A 17300-nucleotide genomic window follows, 5' to 3' on the forward strand; every position below is an offset into this window, starting at 1 on the left:
GCCCCGCCCCCGCCCGGGCACGACCGGCCGCGGGCCCCGACGCCTGACGGCGGTCGGCTCCGGCGCGCTGACCCTGGCGGTGACGCTGGCCGGCGGCGCGGTGGACGCCTGGCTGTTCGACGATTCCGGCTGGCTGCTCGGGCTCGCCTACCTGGTCGCCTGCTTCCAGGCGGCGGTCCGGGTCCGCCCGGCCGATCTGGCGGCGGCGCCGATCGCGGGGCCCATCTGCTTCGCGCTGACGCTGGTCCTGGTCGGCCCCAGCGCGGGACCGGGGGTCAGCGGGCAGATCGTCGGCCTGGCCACCGCCCTTGCCCTGCACGCGGCTTGGCTGTTCGGCGGGACGGGGCTCTCCGCGGCCATCGTCCTCGCCCGCCACCTCGCCCTCCGCGGGCGGCGGTAGGCACCCTCCGGGACCCCCGCAGGGGCGCGAGGAACTGCGCGACCAGCCCACCACTCGGGGAGGTTCGTCCCGCAGATGGGGCCGGACCTCCCCGAGTGGTGGGCTGGTCGCGGTGGGGCACCTCCCGCCCGAAGGGGGGATCTCGCGCCCCTGAGGGCCCTAGCGGAGCGCTGCGGCGGCCATCGCGGCGCCGACGATGCCGGCGTTGTTGCGGAGCTGGGCGGGGACGATCTCCGCACGCAGGGGCTTCAGCAGGGGCAGGAACTTCTGGTACTTCCGGCTGACGCCGCCCCCCACGATGATCAGCTGGGGCGAGAACAGCATCTCCACCATCGCCAGGTAGTCGTCCAGCCGCTCCGCCCACTGCTCCCAGCTCAGGTCGTGCCGCTCCTTCGCCGCCGAGGAGGCGTGGCGTTCCGCGTCCTTGCCCTTGAGCTCCAGGTGGCCCAGCTCGGTGTTGGGGACGAGCTTCCCGTCGACGAAGAGCGCGCTGCCGATCCCGGTACCGAAGGTCAGCAGCAGGACGACACCCTTCCGGCCTTTCCCCGCACCGTAGTTGACCTCGGCGATGCCGGCCGCGTCAGCGTCGTTGACCACGGCGACCGGGAGTCCCAGCGCGTCGGAGATCAGCTTCTCGGCGTCCGCGTTGATCCAGCCGTGGTCCACGTTGGCCGCCGTCAGCGTGCGGCCGTCGAGGACGACGCCGGGGAAGGTGCAGCCGACCGGGCCCTGCCAGGCGAACTGCTTGACGACCTCCGCCACCTTCTCGACCACCGCCGCCGGGGCCGAGGGCTGCGGGGTGAGCACCTTGAACCGCTCCTCCGCCAGGTCGCCCCGATCGAGGTCGACCGGGGCGCCCTTGATGCCGGACCCGCCGATGTCCACGCCGAAGACCTTCACGCTCAGCTGACCTCCAGTCAGAAACGCACCGACGGGTCCACGCTACGACGACGCTCCGACGCCCGCAGGCGTTCAGGCCCCGGCAGCCTCGGACCGCAGGTCGCGGCGCAGCTCCTTGGGCAGCGAGAAGGCCAGGTGCTCCTCGGTCGTGGTCACGGTCTCGACGTCGCCGAAGCCGCGCGCGGCCAGCCACTCGAGCACGCCCTCGACCAGGATCTCCGGCACCGACGCGCCGCTGGTCACGCCGACCGTGCTGACGCCCTCCAGCCAGGCCTCGTCGATCTCGTCGGCGAAGTCCACCAGGTACGCGGCCTTGGCGCCGGCCTCCAGCGAAACCTCCACCAGGCGGACCGAGTTGGAGGAGTTCTTGGAGCCCACCACGACGACCAGGTCGGCCTGGCCGGCGATCTGCTTGATGGCCTGCTGGCGGTTCTGCGTGGCGTAGCAGATGTCGTCGCTCGGCGGGCTGGTCAGCAGCGGGAAGCGCTGCTTGAGCGCGTCCACCGTGGTCATCGTCTCGTCCACGGAGAGGGTGGTCTGCGACAGCCAGACGACCTTGGACTCGTCGCGCACCTTGACGTTCGCCACGTCCTCGGGCCCGTCGACCAGGTGCGTCCGCTCGGGTGCCTCGCCCATCGTGCCGATGACCTCCTCATGGCCCTCGTGGCCGATGAGCAGGATGTCGAAGTCCTCGTTCGCGTAGCGGACGGCCTCGCGGTGCACCTTGGTGACCAGCGGGCAGGTGGCGTCGATGGTGGCGAGCTTGCCGGCCTTCGCCTCGTCGTGGACCGAGGGGGCCACGCCGTGGGCGGAGAAGACCACGATGTTGCCCTCGGGCACCTCCTCCGTCTCGTCGACGAAGATGGCGCCCTTCTTCTCCAGGGTCTGCACGACGTACTTGTTGTGGACGATCTGCTTGCGGACGTAGATCGGGGCCCCGTACTGCTCGAGGGCCTTCTCGACAGCGATGACGGCGCGGTCGACCCCCGCGCAGTAGCCGCGCGGAGCGGCGAGCAGGACCCGGCGGGCGGCAGTGGCTGCAGACATGTGATCCAGCCTACCCGCCGCCCCTGTCCCCCCATGCGGCGTGCCCGGCGCTGTCCCCCCATGCGGCGTGCCCGGCGCTGTCCCCCCATGCGGCGTGCCCGGCGCGCCCCGGTGCGGCGGAGTGCGGATGATCGGCACATGAGTGTCCGTCAGGAGGAGCTGCCGCCCACCGAACTGCACCGCAGTCTCGGCTTCCGCGAGCTCGTCGTCTACGGCCTGCTGTTCATCGCGCCGATGGCCCCCGTGGGCGTCTTCGGCGTCCTGGAGGCCAAGAGCCACGGCGCGGTGGCGACGGTGTACGTGGTGGCCACGATCGCCATGGCGTTCACGGCGTACTCGTACGCGCAGATGGTCCGGGTGCTGCCGCGGGCGGGCTCGGTCTTCGCCTACGCGCGGGCGGGCCTGGGGCCGCGGACGGGCTTCGTCGCCGGGTGGATGGCGCTGCTCGACTACCTGCTGATCCCGGCCGTCGCCTACGTCTTCTCCGGTATCGCGCTGCACTCGCTGATTCCCCAGGTGGGGCAGTGGGTGTGGACGTCGATCGCGGTGGTGGTGACCACGGCGCTCAACCTGGTCGGGGTGAGGGTGGCCGCGCGGGTCGGGATGCTCGTGCTGGTCATGGAGATTGTGGTGCTGGCCGTGTTCGTCGCGGCGGCGATCCACGCGCTGGCGACCGGCGCCCCGCACCGTCCCTGGGGCTCGCCCTTCGGCGGCCAGGGCGCCTTCTCGATGGCCGCGGTGATGTCGGCGGTGTCGGTGGCGGTGCTGTCCTTCCTCGGCTTCGACGCGATCGCGGCGTTCGCGGAGGAGCACGAGGGCCCCTCGGAGCGGGTGGCTCGGGCGGTCCTGTTCTGCCTGGTGGTGGCGGGCGTGCTGTTCGTGGCGCAGACGTATCTGGCGGGGCTGCTGGAGCCGCAGTCGGCGGCGTATCTGCAGGCCCATCCGGAGGCGCAGGGGGCGGCCTTCTACCAGATGGTCGAGGTCTCGATCGGCCACTGGCTGCACGTGCTCGTGGCGGCGAGCAAGGCGATCGGCGCCGCGTTCGCCGCGCTGGCCGGCCAGGCGGCGGCGGGTCGCCTGCTGTTCGCGATGGGACGCGACGGGCGTCTGCCCCGGGTGCTGTCCCGAGTTGACACCACGTCAGGCGTCCCCCGGATCGCGCTCGGTGTCGCCGCGGTGATCACCCTCGCGGCGGCGGTCTGGTCGTCGAGCCGGAGCGACGGACTGGACCAGCTGACCTCGGTGGTCAACGTGGGCGCGCTGACGGCGTTCGTGCTGCTGCACGCGTCGGTGGTGGGGTGGTACCTGGCGCGGCGGCACTCCCGCAACTGGCTCAAGTACGGCCTGTGCCCCACGATCGGCGCTGCCATCATCGTGTGGGTGCTGGTGTCTGCGACGCACACCGCGCAGATCGTCGGCGCGGTGTGGCTGGCGGTGGGGCTGATCGTGGTCCTCACCGAACTGGGCACTCCCTGAGAGCCCCGCCAGAGCCCCCAGGGGCGCTGGGGGTACCCCCGCCCGGAGGGTGGGGGAGGAACTGCGCGAGCAACACACCACCAGGGGAGGTCCGGCCCACACGAGGGGTCGAACCTCCGCGGGTGGTGGGCTGGTCGCGGTGGGGGCACCTCCCGCCCGAAGGGTGGGGGATCCTCGCGCCCCTGGGGGGCTAGGCTCGCGGGCATGGCCGGCGTTGAGAACTCTGCGGAAGCTCCGCTCCCCGTCGGGCGCGTCTCGCGCCTCATCGGGGGGTGGATCAGTCGCCTGGGCGCCGTCTGGGTCGAGGGGCAGATCACCGAACTCAGCCCCCGGCCGGGCGCCGGGGTCGTCTTCCTCACACTGCGCGACCCCTCCGAGGACGTCTCCGTCACCGTCACCTGCTACCGGGCCGTCTTCGACCAGGTGCGCGAGCTGATCTCGCAGGGCTCCCGGATCATCGTCCACGCCAAGCCCGAGTGGTACGGGCCGCGGGGCACGCTCTCCCTCCGTGCCGCGGAGATCCGGCTCGTCGGGCTCGGGGACCTGTTGGCCCGGCTGGAGCTGCTCAAGCGCTCCCTCGCCGCCGAGGGCCTGTTCGCCGCCGAGCGGAAGAAGCCGCTGCCGTTCCTCCCCCACCGCATCGGGCTGGTCACCGGGCGGGCCAGTGCCGCCGAGCGGGACGTGCTGCAGAACGCCCGTCGCCGCTGGCCGGCCGTGCGCTTCGAGGTGCGCAACGTGCCCGTCCAGGGCGTGTCCGCCGTCCCCGCCGTGATCAAGGCCGTGAAGGAGCTGGACGAGCACCCGGACGTGGACGTCATCATCATCGCCCGCGGCGGCGGCAGCGTGGAGGACCTGCTGCCGTTCTCGGACGAGCAGCTGGTCCGCGCCGTCGCCGAGGCGCGCACGCCCGTCGTGAGCGCCATCGGGCACGAGCCGGACCAGCCGCTGCTGGACTTCGTCGCGGACCTGCGGGCGTCCACGCCCACCGACGCCGCCAAGCGGGTCGTGCCGGACGTGCGCGAGGAGCTGAACCGGGTGCACACCGTCCGGGACCGCGCCCGGTACAGCATCGAGGCCCGGCTGCGGCACGAGTTCGCGGGCCTGGCCGCGCTGCGCAGCCGTCCGGTGCTCGCCGCGCCGCAGCGGATGGTGGAGCAGCGGGAGGACGAGGTCGCCTCGCTGCTGGAGCGCTCCCGCCGCTGCTTCGGGCACCAACTCGACCGTGCCGCTTCGGACCTGACGCACACTCGGGCACGGGTCACCGCCCTGTCCCCCGCCGCCACGCTGCAGCGCGGCTACGCGGTGCTGCAGCAGGCGGACGGCAGGGTGGTGCGCACGCCCGAGCAACTGGCCGAGGGGGAACCGCTGCGTGCGAGGGTCGCCGAGGGCGAGTTCCACGTCACCGTCGCACCGGCGCCCGCGCCGGAGGACGCTCAGCGCAGCTGAGTGCGGGAGAGCGCCACCGAGTGCTCGTGGAAGCCGAGGCTGCGGTACAGCTGCTGGCCCTCCACGGAGGCGTGCAGGTCGAGCCGGGTGGCCCCGCGCTCGTCGAACCAGTCCAGCAGCGCCTCGGTGCAGGCGCGGGCGTAACCGCGGCGGCGGTGGGCCTCGTCGGTGCAGATGTTGAAGATGAAGCCGAACAGGCCGTCGGGGTGCCCGGGCGCGGGCAGTCGCTGCTCCAGCGTGCCGACGGCGCAGGCGGCCAGCCGTCCGGGGCGGTCCGCGTCGTCGACGACGAAGACGCCGAAGCGTCCGGTGCCGCCTTCACCCAGCTCCTTGCGCAGGATGCTCTCGGCGAGTCCCTTCCAGGCGTCCGAACCCCCGGACGCGACCATGCCGCCCTGCATCGCGGTGAACATCAGCTCACGCAGCCGGACCAGTTCCGCCGCGTCCTCGGGCACTCCCGCTCGCACAGTGATCATGGGGGGACGCTAGCGGTGCCCGGCCCGGGCTGTCAGCGGGCTTTTCCGCGCCCGCTTCTATGCTCACTGCATGGCATCTGACGAGACCTCGGACACCCTGGGCTACGAGCAGGCCCGCGACGAACTGCTGGAGGTGGTCCGCAGGCTGGAGAACGGCGGCACCTCGCTCGAGGAGTCGCTGGCGCTCTGGGAGCGCGGCGAGGAGCTGGCCAAGGTCTGCGAGCGCTGGCTGCAGGGCGCCCGTGCCCGGCTCGACGCGGCCATGGAGGCCGAGGAGCGGGCCGCAGGGGAGGGTGGCGACGAGGAAGCGGAGTGAGCGCCGCCACATCCTCGGCACCCGACTGGGAAATAGTTGAAGCGTCACCTATGTTGGTGCCAGGTGACGGCGCGCCCGCGCCGCCGACGACCCGGAACCACAGAGGTTTGCACTGATGTCCGACGTTCTCGCCCTCGACCCCGCCGCCCAGGACCTGCTGTTCCGCGAGGCCCGCACCGCGAACGCCTTCACCGACGAGCCGGTCAGCGACGAGCAGGTGCAGGCGATCTACGACCTGGTCAAGTACGCGCCGACCTCGATGAACCAGCAGCCGCTGCGCATCGTCCTGGTCCGCTCCGCCGAGGCCCGCGAGCGCCTGGTGGCGCACATGGCGGACGGCAACAAGGAGAAGACCGCCAAGGCCCCGCTGGTCGCGATCCTCGCCGCCGACCACGAGTTCCACGAGGAGCTGCCGCGGCTGTTCCCGCACTTCCCGCAGGCCAAGGACCTCTTCTTCGGCGAGCGCCCGGTGCGTGAGGGCTCCAGCTCGTTCAACGCCGCGCTGCAGGTGGGCTACTTCATCATCGGCGTGCGCGCCGCCGGCCTCGCCGCCGGACCGATGACCGGCTACGACGCCGCGGGCATCAACAAGGAGTTCTTCGCTGACGGCGACCACTCCGTCCTGGCCGTGGTCAACATCGGCCGGCCGGCCGAGAACGCCTGGTTCCCGCGCGGCCCGCGCCTGGAGTACGACGAGGTCGTCACCAGCGTCTGACGCCGCGTCAGCATGCGGAGGGGCCCCGGCCGTTCGGCCGGAGCCCCTCGTGTGTCCTTGCCCGGAGGTGTCAGCTGGACCTGAGCAGCGCCACGAAGTCGGCGAGGCGGGCGAAGGACTCCGTGCCGAAGACCACGGAGGTGCCCTGCGGGGTCTGCCGCACCAGCGCCCGGTAGCGGCTGCCCTGGTAGTGCGTCCAGGCCACCCCGTCCACGGTGGTGACGGCGGACTGCTTCACCGCGTCCACGGTGGCGTTCTTCACGACGTCCGCGAGCGGGCCGGTGGCCTGCTGCACGGCGGCGTACTGGCCCTTGTCGTCGATGAAGCCGAGGCTCCAGGTGTGGTCGTGCTCGCCGTCGTAGCGGACCGAGGTCGCGGTCCAGCCCTTGGGATCGCCGGCCGGGGCCAGCAGCGGGTAGGGCGCGGCACGGCGCGCCGAGGGGACGGAGTCCTGCCAGCTGACGGCACGCACGCCGTTGCCGCCGCTGTGCGGGATGAACAGGTAGATGCCGAAGCCCGCCAGCATCACGGCGATCAGCGACAGCACCATGTCGCGGACGGACTTCGCCGCCATCCCGGGGCGCTTGCGTACGGTCGTGCTCTCAGTTGCCACGGATCCATGGTGACGGATGCCGGGCACTGCCCCTGCCACCGGGGGCCCGGGCCGTGCGCCTGCGGGCCGCCCGAGCGGCCCGGACCGGCTGGACGCCGGGCGGGACGGACGGCCGACCAGGCCGAAGATACGATCGGACCACCCTCAAATCCGGCCGTCGACGTCCAGAGAGGCACGAAACGATGACCGAGCAGTCCAACCACCGCCTTCCCTCCTCGCTCGAGGTGGCACCGGAGGCACCCGACCGCAACCTCGCTCTCGAGCTGGTCCGAGTCACGGAGGCGGCCGCCATGGCCGCCGGCCGCTGGGTCGGACGCGGCGACAAGAACGGGGCCGACGGCGCAGCGGTACGCGCCATGCGCACCCTCGTCCACACCGTCTCGATGAACGGCATCGTCGTCATCGGCGAGGGCGAGAAGGACGAAGCCCCGATGCTCTTCAACGGCGAGCGCGTCGGCGACGGCACCGGCGCCGAGTGCGACGTCGCCGTCGACCCCATCGACGGGACCACCCTGACCGCGAAGGGGATGCCCAACGCGCTCTCCGTGCTGGCGGTGGCGGACCGCGGCACGATGTTCGACCCCAGCGCCGTCTTCTACATGGACAAGCTGGTCGCGGGACCGGAGGCGGCCGGAGCCGTCGACATCGAGGCGCCCGTCGAGCACAACGTGCGGGCCGTGGCCCAGGCCAAGGGCGGAGCCCCGGAGGACGTCACCGTCGTCCTGCTGGACCGCCCGCGGCACGAGAAGCTGGCCCAGGAGATCCGCGCCACCGGCGCCCGGATCAAGTTCATCTCCGACGGCGACGTGGCCGGCGCGGTGATGGCCGTCCGCGAAGGCACCGGCGTCGACCTGCTCCTCGGCGTGGGCGGTACGCCCGAGGGCATCATCGCGGCATGTGCGATCAAGTGCCTCGGCGGCGTCATCCAGGGCAAGCTCTGGCCCAAGGACGAGGCCGAGCGCCGCAAGGCGCTGGACGCGGGCCACGACCTCGACCGGGTGCTGCTCACCGACGACCTGGTGAGCGGCGACAACGTCTTCTTCGTGGCCACCGGCATCACCGACGGCGAGCTGCTGCGCGGCGTGCACTACAAGGCCGAGACGGCGACGACGAGTTCACTCGTCATGCGGTCCAAGAGCGGGACGATCCGAAGGATCGACTCCACCCACCGCCTGTCGAAGCTCCGCGCCTACTCCGCCATCGACTTCGACCGCGCGAGGTAAGTCGCATTCCTTGGCGCACGTTGCACTGCCAGGGGCGCGGGGAACTGCGCGAGAAGCCACCCACCCACGGAGGTCCGTCCCGCAGACGGAGCCGGACCTCCCCGAGGGGTGGGCTGCGCGCGCAGTTCCTCGCGCCCCCCGCTGGGTGCGACTAACCCGCCATCGGACGGGCCTGGCGGGTGGCTTCGCGGATTTCCGCGTCGCGGCGCCTGCGCCGGGCCAGCACCACGCGGCGCTCCGCCGCCGTCAACCCGCCCCACACGCCGTAGGGTTCGGGCATCATCAGGGCGTGCTCCCGGCACTCCAGCAGCACCGGGCACCGCGCGCACACCCGCTTCGCCTGCTCCTCCCGCGCCAGTCGCGCGGCCGTCGGCTCCTTGCTCGGCGCGAAGAACAGCCCCGCCTCGTCGCGGCGGCAGGCCGCGCCCGTGTGCCAGGGGTTGTCCTCCGAGGCTGCGCCGCCCGCCCCGCCGGGACCGCGCTGGACCGGGACGAGAGACGGCTTGGCGGCCGAACGGGCTTCGATCGGGTGAAGCACGGCGCACTCCTGACGACGGCGTGGAGAGGGCACGCGCTCGCTCTCGGCGAGACGATGTGAGGCGAGATCTACCCCGGCGCACACCGGTCCATGCACACAGCACACAATCCGATCGTCGGATCCGCCGCCCCCGCACGACCGTCAGCGCGGCGGCTGACTACTCCTCAAGTGCCTTGCGCAGCTTGGCCTTCAACTTGCTCGGCCGCCGGTGCCGGGCGGACACCCCGCCGAAGACCGCCGCACCCCGGACCACCACGACCGGCCCGTGGGGCTGGCTGCCCTCCTCCTGGCGGACGTCGAAACCGCCGAAGATGCCCGCCCCGCCGCCGCGCAGGGTGACGTGCTCGGGCACCTTGATGTCCACCCCGCCGAAGATCGCGGTGCAGTTGATGACGATCTCGTGCTGGTCGAAGGTCGCGTCCCGCAGGTCGATGTCCACGCCGCCGAAGATCGCGACGGCGGTGAAGCCGCGGCCGGTGCGGAAGCGCCCCTTGCGCTCCGCTCCGCCGAAGATCGCGACGAGCTTGTCGGAGACCGCCGGCGCGGAGTAGGTCCCGCTCGGGGCCGGCGCCGCGCCAGGAGCCTGCACGTCGGGCAGGTCCTTGGTGAGGGGGACCAGGTCGCCCATGGTCTTCGCGGCGTACACCGCCTCCAGCCGCTCGGCGTGCTCCTCGGCGTCCAGCCGGCCCTCGGCGAAGGCCTCGCGCAGCACGTCCGCCACGCGCTCGCGGTCGGCGTCCGAGGCACGCATCTCCAGGGCCGGATCGGCGTACGGCTTGGGCGAGTCGGCTCCGCCCTTGGCAAGCGGGTCGGGGAGCTTGGCGTCATCCACACCGTGATGCTACTCACCCGGCCGCCCGGCCCGACAGGCCCGCTCGTTAACCTGTAAGGCGCGCCGACGACGACGCTGGACCCGAAGGAAACGAAGGAACAGGCTGATGCCCGAGTTCGCCTACACCGACCTGCTGCCCCTGGGCAAGGACGAGACCGAGTACCGGTTGATCACCTCCGAGGGAGTCAGCACCTTCGAGGCGGGCGGGCGCACCTTCCTCAAGGTCGAGCCCGAGGCGCTGCGGCTGCTGGCCGCCGAGGCCATGCACGACATCTCGCACTACCTGCGCCCGGCCCACCTGGCCCAGCTGCGGCGGATCCTGGACGACCCGGAGGCCAGCCCGAACGACAAGTTCGTGGCGCTGGACCTGCTGAAGAACGCCAACATCGCGGCGGCCGGCGTGCTGCCGATGTGCCAGGACACCGGCACGGCCATCGTCATGGGCAAGCGCGGGCAGAACGTGCTCACCGAGGGCGGCGACGAGGAGGCCCTGTCGCGGGGCGTCTACGACGCGTACACCAAGCTGAACCTGCGCTACTCGCAGATGGCCCCGCTGACCATGTGGGACGAGAAGAACACCGGCTCCAACCTGCCGGCCCAGATCGAGCTGTACGCGACGGACGGCGACGCCTACAAGTTCCTGTTCATGGCCAAGGGCGGCGGCTCGGCCAACAAGTCCTTCCTGTTCCAGGAGACCAAGGCGGTCCTCAACGAGGACGCCATGATGAAGTTCCTGGAGCAGAAGATCCGCTCCCTGGGCACGGCCGCCTGCCCGCCGTACCACCTGGCCATCGTCGTCGGCGGCACCAGCGCCGAGTACGCGCTGAAGACGGCGAAGTACGCCTCCGCTCACTACCTGGACTCGCTGCCCACCGAGGGCTCGCCGACCGGGCACGGCTTCCGCGACGTCGAGCTGGAGCAGAAGGTTTTCGAGCTGACCCAGAAGCTGGGCATCGGCGCCCAGTTCGGCGGCAAGTACTTCTGCCACGACGTGCGCGTGGTCCGCCTGCCGCGCCACGGCGCGTCCTGCCCGGTGGCGATCGCGGTGTCCTGCTCCGCCGACCGCCAGGCGGTCGCGAAGATCACCGCCGAGGGCGTCTTCCTGGAGCAGCTCGAGCGCGACCCGGCCCGCTTCCTGCCGGACACCACGGACGAGCATCTCGCCGAGGGCGGGGACGTCGTGCGGATCGACCTCGACCAGCCGATGGAGCAGATCCTGGCCGAGCTGACCAAGCACCCGGTCAAGACCCGGCTGTCGCTGAGCGGCACGCTGGTGGTGGCCCGCGACATCGCCCACGCCAAGATCAAGGAGGTCCTGGACGCGGGCGGCGAGATGCCGCAGTACCTCAAGGACCACCCGGTCTACTACGCCGGCCCGGCCAAGACCCCCGAGGGCTACGCCTCCGGCTCCTTCGGCCCGACCACCGCGGGCCGGATGGACTCCTACGTGGACCGGTTCCAGGCCGCGGGCGGCTCGATGATCATGCTGGCCAAGGGCAACCGCTCCCAGCAGGTCACCGACGCCTGCGCCAAGCACGGCGGCTTCTACCTCGGCTCCATCGGCGGCCCGGCGGCCCGGCTGGCCCAGGACTGCATCAAGAAGGTCGAGGTCCTGGAGTACCCGGAGCTGGGCATGGAGGCCGTCTGGCGCATCGAGGTCGAGGACTTCCCGGCCTTCATCGTGGTCGACGACAAGGGCAACGACTTCTTCGCTTCGCCCGAACCGACGCCCACCTTCACGACCATCCAGGTCCGCGCGGGTGCCTAGGCCGAACCCGCACACCGACGGACGGAGTCCGGCGCAGCCGGTCGAAGCCTGAGAGGCCCCAAGGGCCGAGCAGGTTCGACCGGCAGTCGCAACGGCAGCCAAGGCAACGGCTTCTTCACGGATCCGGGCCCGGTCCAGCCGCTGGTCACCAACATCCCGGTGCGCGCCGGGAACTGACGCCGCCTCGGTGTGCGAGGGGAGGGTCCGGCAGACGGCCAGGCCCTCCCCTCGCGGCGTTTCGGCTGCGCGCGCCGACCGGGAACAGCGGAGGGGGTCGCGTAGCTTCACAGGACATGGACGACTTCCGGATTGAGCACGATTCGATGGGGGAGGTCCGGGTGCCCGCGCACGCCAAGTGGGGTGCGCAGACGCAGCGGGCCGTGGCGAACTTCCCGGTCTCCGGGCAGCGGCTGGAGCCCGCGCACATCGCGGCGCTCGCACGGATCAAGGGCGCCGCGGCGAAGGTCAACGCCGAGCTGGGGGTGCTGGACCCGGAGACCGCCGAGGCGATCCAGGCGTCGGCCGCCGAGGTCGCGGCCGGGCGGTGGGACGGCGAGTTCCCGATCGACGTGTTCCAGACCGGCTCCGGGACCTCCTCGAACATGAACGCCAACGAGGTCATCGCGAAGCTGGCGGGCGAGCGCCTCGGCCGGCCGGTGCACCCCAACGACCAGGTGAACGCGAGCCAGTCCTCGAACGACGTCTTCCCCAGCTCCATCCACATCGCGGCGACCGCGGCGGTCACCCACGACCTGATCCCCGCCCTGGAACACCTGGCCGCAGCGCTGGAGCGGAAGGCAGAGGAGTTCGCGACGGTGGTGAAGTCCGGCCGTACGCACCTGATGGACGCCACGCCGGTGACGCTGGGCCAGGAGTTCGGCGGCTACGCGGCGCAGGTGAGGTACGGGGTCGAGCGGCTGCGCGCGGTGCTCCCCCGGGTCGCCGAACTCCCGCTCGGTGGAACGGCGGTGGGCACGGGCATCAACACGCCGCCCGGCTTCTCGGCCGCCGTCATCGCGGAGGTGGCACGGGCCACCGGCCTGCCGCTGACCGAGGCGCGCAACCACTTCGAGGCCCAGGGCGCGCGCGACGGCCTGGTGGAGCTGAGCGGCCAGTTGCGCACCGTCGCGGTCGGCTTCACGAAGATCGCCAACGATCTGCGCTGGATGGGCTCCGGGCCGCGCACCGGCCTCGGCGAGATCAACCTGCCCGACCTGCAGCCGGGTTCGAGCATCATGCCCGGCAAGGTGAACCCGGTCATCCCCGAGGCGACGCTCCAGGTGGCGGCCCAGGTGATCGGCAACGACGCGACCGTCGCCACGGCCGGCGCGAGCGGCAACTTCGAGCTGAACGTCATGCTGCCGGTGATCGCCAGGAACCTGCTGGAGTCCGTGCGGCTGCTCGCCAACATCGCCCGTCTGCTGGCCGACCGGACGGTGGACGGGATCACGGCCAACGTCGAGCGCCTGCGGGAGTTCGCCGAGTCCTCGCCGTCCGTGGTGACCCCGCTGAACCGGTACCTGGGCTACGAGGAGGCGGCGCGCATCGCCAAGCAGGCCCTCGCCGAGAAGAAGACGATCCGTCAGGTCGTGATCGAACGCGGCCATGTGAAGGACGGTCATCTCACCGAGGAGCAGTTGGACGAGGCCCTGGACGTGCTGCGGATGACGCGCCCCTGAGAGCGGGGCTCCCAGGGGCGCGGTGCCGGCGGCGGTCCGGCGTCAGGGCGGTGTGTCGGGGCGGTGTGTCAGGGCAGTGCTAGCCGACGGCGAAGTCGTCGCCGTAGACGTTGCCCTGCGCGTACCAGCCGTGGAGGTAGACCGTCACCGTGCCGCTGGCGCCGGTGGTGAACGGCACCGTCAGCTTGGTCCAGGCGTTGCCCGTGGCCCAGGTGGAGGCCGTGGCCCCGCCGCTGACCCCGATGTAGGCGTAGGGGCCGTAGACCCACCCGGTCAGGGTGTAGCCGTGGTTCGGCGACAGCGTCAGCGTCTGGTCGCACTCTCCGGTCTGCGCCGAGGTCGGCGCGGCGAGCAGCGCGTGGCTGCCGCTGTGCACCGGCGAGGACGCGAGTCCGCCGCCCGGCTGGCAGGTCCACGGGCTCAGGCTTCCGCTCTCCAGGCCGCCGTTGACCAGCGCGCCGGAGCCCGTGGGCGAGCTGGACGGGGACGAGGACGGCGAGGAGGACGGCGAGGAGGAGGGCGAGGACGACGGCGACGAACTCGGCGAGGACGACGGGCTGCTGCTCGCCGAAGCCGAGGTCGTCGGGCTGCCGCTCGGCGCCGGGCAGGTGGCCGCCGAGCCGTTGGTGGCGTTGACCGTCGCGTTGAACAGGGTCGCCGCCGGGTCGAGGTCGTAGAGCGAGAACATCATCGTCCCGCCCAGGCCGTTGCAGTGCAGGTAGTCGGCCTTGGCCTGGATCGAGCGGGCGTTCTCCCCGGTCCAGAAGTTGGTGCCGTCGTAGAAGTACGAGGTCTGCGCGGCCGGGTCCCAGTACGTGTCGGCCGCGTTGTCGACGATCCCGGTCAGCTCCTTGTACATCTTGACGCCCGGCACGTTTCCCGACAGCGCCGCGCCCGCCGCCGGGCCGCTCGCCGTCTGGAAAAGGCCGTGGTTGCTGCCGGCCGCGACGCCGGTCCAGCCCCGGTAGTAGAACGGCACGCCCAGGTTCAGCTTCTTGGCCGGGAAGCCGCCCGGGATGCCGTACTGGCCGTCGCCGACCGTCCAGGCCCTGACGGCCTCGTCCACCGAGTACTTCGAGGTGCCGGGGGCGACCGGGGTCATCGGGTCGCCGGGGCCCGAGTAGATGGGCGCCTGGTGGTTGGTGGGGCCGGTGGCGTCCCAGGCTCCGTGCATGTCGTAGGACATCAGGTCGGCGAAGGTCAGGTACTGGCCGACCTTGTCCGTCTCGACGTTCTGGATCTTGTCCTGGCCGGCCGGGATCGCCGCGCTCAACGCGTAGGTCTTCCCGTCCGCCGCGCCCTGGGTGTCGAGCTCGCTGCGGAACTCGGCGAGCAGGGCGGTGAAGTTCTGCTTGTCGGCCGGGCTCGCGTGGTTGCCCAGGTGGCCGCCGCCGCCCGGGTACTCCCAGTCGATGTCGAAGCCGTCGAAGATGCCCTTGGCGGTGCCGGGGCCGCCGTAGCCGCCCTGGGAGGGCAGGTTGCCCTTGATGAACATGTCGATGCAGCTGGAGACCAGCTTCTTGCGCGAGGCGTCGGTCGCCGCCGCGTCGGAGAAGTACTTGCTGTAGGTCCAACCGCCCAGCGAGAGCAGGATCTTGAGGTTGGGGTACTTCTTCTTGAGCTCCTGCAACTGGTGGAAGTTGCCGACGATCGGCATGCCGTAGGCGTCCGAGGTGCCGTCCACGCTGATCGAGCTGTCGAAGGACTTCTGGTAGTCGGCGAAGGAGTCCTCCGCGCCGTCCCCCGCGTTCGGGTCGTTCTCGCCGCCCGGGTCGGGGTCGGTGGCCTTGGTGGCCTCGAAACAGGTCAGGTTGGTCGGGTCGATGTTCTCGAAGTCGTAGATCAGGTAGTCGAGTTTGCCCGCGAGCCCCTCGGTGTCCAGGGCCTTGGGGTAGAAGGCGTTCTGGTAGATGGACCACTGGTCGTAGTAGGCGACCTTGAGGCCGCCGCTGGTGGCCGGCGCACCGGTGGTGTTGCTCGCGGCCGTGGCTGCTCCGGCGCTGCCGAGCATCGAGGCGGTGATGCCGAGCACCGCGCCGGCCGCCGCCAGGGTGATTCCGAGCCGTCTGGAGCGTCGCAAGGGCCTGCCTCCGATCGGACGGGGATTTGCCTGTGTACCTGTCAGGTACAGGCTGTGTTCAGCAGGTTGGTCCGGACCATGTAGGGGGTCAAGGGTCTGGACCAATTTCCCCGGTAGACCAATTCGGGCCGCGACAAGGCCCTGGGCGACGCACGTCACCCAGGGCCTGCGGAGTTGCGGACGAACCGTCAGAAGGGCTCGAAGTCGGTCATGGCGGACGCCAGCCGCAGGTGCGGCGCGGCCTCGGCCGTGCGCCCCTGGCGCTCCAGGGTCCGCCCGAGCATCAGGTGCGCGTAGGACTCGACGGGGTCCCGCTCCAGGACCGCCCGCAGCTCCGCCTCGGCGCGGCTCAACTGGGCCGAGTGGTAGTAGGCGCGGGCCAGCAGCAGCCGGGCGGCGGTGCTGCCCGGCTCCTCTGCCACGAGCGGGGCGAGGATCAGGGCCGCGTCGCTGTAGGCCTTCGAGTCGAAGAACAGCTGCGCGCGGGCGTACTCCTCGGCGTGCGTGGTCTGGCTGGTCACGGTGCCTCCCTTCGGGACTGCGGGTTCGAAGCTCCGTCGGCCGCTGTAACTGAGGCGAGGCAGGGAACATTCCCTTGGGATTCGGGGCGGCGGGGGTTAGGCTCGATGCATGCTCATGCTCGTCTCCCGCCGTCACGTGGACCTGCTCCGCGTCACGAGCATGTCCTGTCGCACCGAGGACCGCTGACCGCCCTCCTCGTTCGTGCTCGACCTCCCAGGACCAGGGACACCCTTCATGTCTCAGCTCACTCCGCTCACCTCCACCCTTCCGGTGATCGACCTCGCCGACCTCGACCGGGACGCGCTCCACCGGGCCGCCCGCGACGTCGGCTTCTTCCAGCTCGTCGGACACGGCGTCACAGCCGAGGAGCAGACCCGGCTGCTGGCCACGGCCCGCGAGTTCTTCGCCCTGCCGGAGGCCGACCGGCACGCCGTCGACAACCTCAACTCGCCCCACTTCCGCGGCTACACGCGGATCGGCAACGAGCAGACCCAGGGCCGCCGCGACTGGCGCGACCAGCTCGACATCAGCAACGAACTGCCCGCGCACGTGCCGGGCCCCGGCGAGCCTCCGTACTGGTGGCTCGAAGGCCCGAACCAGTGGCCGCCCGCGCTGCCCGCCCTGCGGGAGGTCTCCCTGGAGTGGATGGACCGGCTGAGTGCGGTCGCCCACCGGCTGCTGCACGAGCTGCTCGCCGCCATCGGCGGCCCCGCGGACTTCTACGACGATGCCTTCTCCGGCAACCCCCGCAACCACCTCAAGCTGATCCGCTACCCGGGACGCGCCCCCCAGGGCGACGACCAGGGCGTCGGCGTGCACAAGGACTACGGCTTCCTCACGCTCCTGCTGACCGACGAGGTGCCCGGGCTGCAGGTGGAGTCGCCGGACGGCAGCGGCTACATCGACGTGCCCTACCTCCCCGGCGCGTTCGTGGTGAACCTCGGCGAACTGCTGGAGGTGGCGACCAACGGCTACCTCAAGGCGACGAACCACCGGGTCGTCTCCCCGCCAGGGGCGCGTGAGCGCTTCTCCGCGCCGTTCTTCTACAACCCACGCCTGGACGCGCGGATCGCGCCCCTCCCCTTCCCGGGCGCGGCCGACGCGAAGGGCGTGACGCAGGACCCGGACAACCCCCTCTTCGACGAGTTCGGCTGGAACGAGCTCAAGGGCTGGGCCCGCGCCCACCCCGAGGTCGTGCGGAAGCACCACCCGGAGCTGGCCCTGCCCCGGTCGTGAGGACGCCCGTGGACGGCCCCCCCCAGGGGGGGG

The 17300-nt window shown here is 71.5% G+C and carries 18 protein-coding genes; 10 read left to right on the forward strand and 8 right to left on the reverse strand.

What is annotated here, in order from left to right; genetic code table 11:
* Positions 1–400 (forward strand): DUF6542 domain-containing protein (locus tag ACFP3V_RS17270; RefSeq protein WP_380584328.1); only part of this gene is annotated, 400 nt, incomplete at its 5' end.
* Positions 401–559: 159 nt separating this feature from the next.
* On the opposite strand, the gene ppgK is transcribed toward ACFP3V_RS17270, so the two are convergent.
* Positions 560–1300, reverse strand: a complete 741-nt coding sequence (ppgK, locus tag ACFP3V_RS17275; protein ID WP_380584330.1) for a polyphosphate--glucose phosphotransferase — start codon at positions 1298–1300, stop codon at positions 560–562.
* 72 nt (positions 1301–1372) lie between these two features.
* Positions 1373–2347 (reverse strand): 4-hydroxy-3-methylbut-2-enyl diphosphate reductase, encoded by a 975-nt coding sequence (locus ACFP3V_RS17280; RefSeq protein WP_380584332.1) that lies wholly within the window; start codon positions 2345–2347, stop codon positions 1373–1375.
* Positions 2348–2485: 138 nt separating this feature from the next.
* Here ACFP3V_RS17280 and ACFP3V_RS17285 point away from each other — a divergent pair, with 138 nt between their 5' ends.
* Positions 2486–3823, forward strand: a complete 1338-nt coding sequence (locus tag ACFP3V_RS17285) for an APC family permease (RefSeq protein ID WP_380584334.1) — start codon at positions 2486–2488, stop codon at positions 3821–3823.
* Positions 3824–4027: 204 nt separating this feature from the next.
* Complete coding sequence (gene xseA, locus ACFP3V_RS17290; RefSeq protein ID WP_380584336.1) at positions 4028–5269, forward strand: exodeoxyribonuclease VII large subunit; 1242 nt, start codon at positions 4028–4030, stop codon at positions 5267–5269.
* Here the strand turns inward: xseA and ACFP3V_RS17295 are convergent.
* Positions 5257–5745: a GNAT family N-acetyltransferase gene (locus tag ACFP3V_RS17295; protein WP_380584338.1), complete on the reverse strand. Its 489-nt coding sequence runs from the start codon at positions 5743–5745 to the stop codon at positions 5257–5259. The two genes, xseA and ACFP3V_RS17295, sit on opposite strands and share 13 nt — an antisense overlap.
* A 70-nt stretch (positions 5746–5815) precedes the next feature.
* On the opposite strand from ACFP3V_RS17295, the gene ACFP3V_RS17300 reads away from it, so the two are divergent.
* Together ACFP3V_RS17300 and ACFP3V_RS17305 are read left to right on the forward strand one after the other, a co-directional pair.
* Positions 5816–6061, forward strand: a complete 246-nt coding sequence (locus ACFP3V_RS17300) for an exodeoxyribonuclease VII small subunit (protein WP_380584340.1) — start codon at positions 5816–5818, stop codon at positions 6059–6061.
* A 115-nt stretch (positions 6062–6176) separates the two neighbouring features.
* Positions 6177–6776 carry a malonic semialdehyde reductase gene (locus ACFP3V_RS17305; RefSeq protein ID WP_380584342.1) on the forward strand — a complete coding sequence of 200 codons (600 nt, stop codon included), beginning with the start codon at positions 6177–6179 and terminating at the stop codon, positions 6774–6776.
* A gap of 70 nt (positions 6777–6846) precedes the next feature.
* Here the strand turns inward: ACFP3V_RS17305 and ACFP3V_RS17310 are convergent, their stop codons facing one another.
* Complete coding sequence (locus ACFP3V_RS17310) at positions 6847–7389, reverse strand: DUF4245 domain-containing protein (RefSeq protein WP_380584344.1); 543 nt, start codon at positions 7387–7389, stop codon at positions 6847–6849.
* Between the two features lie 182 nt (positions 7390–7571).
* Between ACFP3V_RS17310 and glpX the strand changes: the two genes are divergently transcribed.
* Entirely contained in the window at positions 7572–8612 is a 1041-nt protein-coding gene (gene glpX / locus ACFP3V_RS17315) for a class II fructose-bisphosphatase (protein ID WP_380584346.1), read from the forward strand.
* Positions 8613–8763: 151 nt separating this feature from the next.
* Here the strand turns inward: glpX and ACFP3V_RS17320 are convergent, their stop codons facing one another.
* Both ACFP3V_RS17320 and ACFP3V_RS17325 read right to left on the reverse strand, forming a co-directional pair.
* Entirely contained in the window at positions 8764–9150 is a 387-nt protein-coding gene (locus ACFP3V_RS17320; RefSeq protein WP_380584348.1) for a WhiB family transcriptional regulator, read from the reverse strand.
* Positions 9151–9307: 157 nt separating this feature from the next.
* Positions 9308–9982 (reverse strand): DUF1707 SHOCT-like domain-containing protein, encoded by a 675-nt coding sequence (locus ACFP3V_RS17325; protein ID WP_380584350.1) that lies wholly within the window; start codon positions 9980–9982, stop codon positions 9308–9310.
* A gap of 106 nt (positions 9983–10088) precedes the next feature.
* Here ACFP3V_RS17325 and ACFP3V_RS17330 point away from each other — a divergent pair, with 106 nt between their 5' ends.
* Together ACFP3V_RS17330 and ACFP3V_RS17335 are read left to right on the forward strand one after the other, a co-directional pair.
* Positions 10089–11750 (forward strand): fumarate hydratase, encoded by a 1662-nt coding sequence (locus tag ACFP3V_RS17330; protein ID WP_380584352.1) that lies wholly within the window; start codon positions 10089–10091, stop codon positions 11748–11750.
* 293 nt (positions 11751–12043) lie between these two features.
* On the forward strand, positions 12044–13429 hold the full coding sequence (locus ACFP3V_RS17335) for a class II fumarate hydratase (protein WP_380584354.1): 1386 nt from the start codon (positions 12044–12046) through the stop codon (positions 13427–13429).
* Positions 13430–13508: 79 nt separating this feature from the next.
* Here ACFP3V_RS17335 and ACFP3V_RS17340 read toward each other — a convergent pair whose 3' ends face one another.
* Both ACFP3V_RS17340 and ACFP3V_RS17345 read right to left on the reverse strand, forming a co-directional pair.
* Positions 13509–15509, reverse strand: a complete 2001-nt coding sequence (locus ACFP3V_RS17340) for a glycosyl hydrolase family 18 protein (RefSeq protein ID WP_380584355.1) — start codon at positions 15507–15509, stop codon at positions 13509–13511.
* A 188-nt stretch (positions 15510–15697) separates the two neighbouring features.
* Positions 15698–16030: a tetratricopeptide repeat protein gene (locus ACFP3V_RS17345; RefSeq protein WP_380584357.1), complete on the reverse strand. Its 333-nt coding sequence runs from the start codon at positions 16028–16030 to the stop codon at positions 15698–15700.
* Between the two features lie 109 nt (positions 16031–16139).
* On the opposite strand from ACFP3V_RS17345, the gene ACFP3V_RS17350 reads away from it, so the two are divergent.
* Together ACFP3V_RS17350 and ACFP3V_RS17355 are read left to right on the forward strand one after the other, a co-directional pair.
* Entirely contained in the window at positions 16140–16217 is a 78-nt protein-coding gene (locus tag ACFP3V_RS17350) for a putative leader peptide (protein WP_380584450.1), read from the forward strand.
* 48 nt (positions 16218–16265) lie between these two features.
* Positions 16266–17267: an isopenicillin N synthase family dioxygenase gene (locus tag ACFP3V_RS17355; protein WP_380584359.1), complete on the forward strand. Its 1002-nt coding sequence runs from the start codon at positions 16266–16268 to the stop codon at positions 17265–17267.
* Positions 17268–17300 lie beyond the last annotated feature (33 nt).

This window comes from Streptacidiphilus monticola (assembly GCF_042658505.1).
Lineage (GTDB): Bacteria > Actinomycetota > Actinomycetes > Streptomycetales > Streptomycetaceae > Streptacidiphilus > Streptacidiphilus monticola.

Excerpts from the sequence above, each read along its gene's own strand:
- xseA (WP_380584336.1), top strand. The coding sequence starts at position 4,028 with ATGGCCGGCGTTGAGAACTCTGCGGAAGCTCCGCTCCCCGTCGGGCGC.
- ACFP3V_RS17350 (WP_380584450.1), top strand. The coding sequence starts at position 16,140 with ATGCTCATGCTCGTCTCCCGCCGTCACGTGGACCTGCTCCGCGTCACG.
- ACFP3V_RS17285 (WP_380584334.1), top strand. The coding sequence starts at position 2,486 with ATGAGTGTCCGTCAGGAGGAGCTGCCGCCCACCGAACTGCACCGCAGT.
- ACFP3V_RS17305 (WP_380584342.1), top strand. The coding sequence starts at position 6,177 with ATGTCCGACGTTCTCGCCCTCGACCCCGCCGCCCAGGACCTGCTGTTC.
- glpX (WP_380584346.1), top strand. The coding sequence starts at position 7,572 with ATGACCGAGCAGTCCAACCACCGCCTTCCCTCCTCGCTCGAGGTGGCA.
- ACFP3V_RS17300 (WP_380584340.1), top strand. The coding sequence starts at position 5,816 with ATGGCATCTGACGAGACCTCGGACACCCTGGGCTACGAGCAGGCCCGC.
- ACFP3V_RS17335 (WP_380584354.1), top strand. The coding sequence starts at position 12,044 with ATGGACGACTTCCGGATTGAGCACGATTCGATGGGGGAGGTCCGGGTG.
- ACFP3V_RS17330 (WP_380584352.1), top strand. The coding sequence starts at position 10,089 with ATGCCCGAGTTCGCCTACACCGACCTGCTGCCCCTGGGCAAGGACGAG.
- ACFP3V_RS17295 (WP_380584338.1), bottom strand. The coding sequence starts at position 5,745 with ATGATCACTGTGCGAGCGGGAGTGCCCGAGGACGCGGCGGAACTGGTC.
- ACFP3V_RS17280 (WP_380584332.1), bottom strand. The coding sequence starts at position 2,347 with ATGTCTGCAGCCACTGCCGCCCGCCGGGTCCTGCTCGCCGCTCCGCGC.
- ACFP3V_RS17355 (WP_380584359.1), top strand. The coding sequence starts at position 16,266 with ATGTCTCAGCTCACTCCGCTCACCTCCACCCTTCCGGTGATCGACCTC.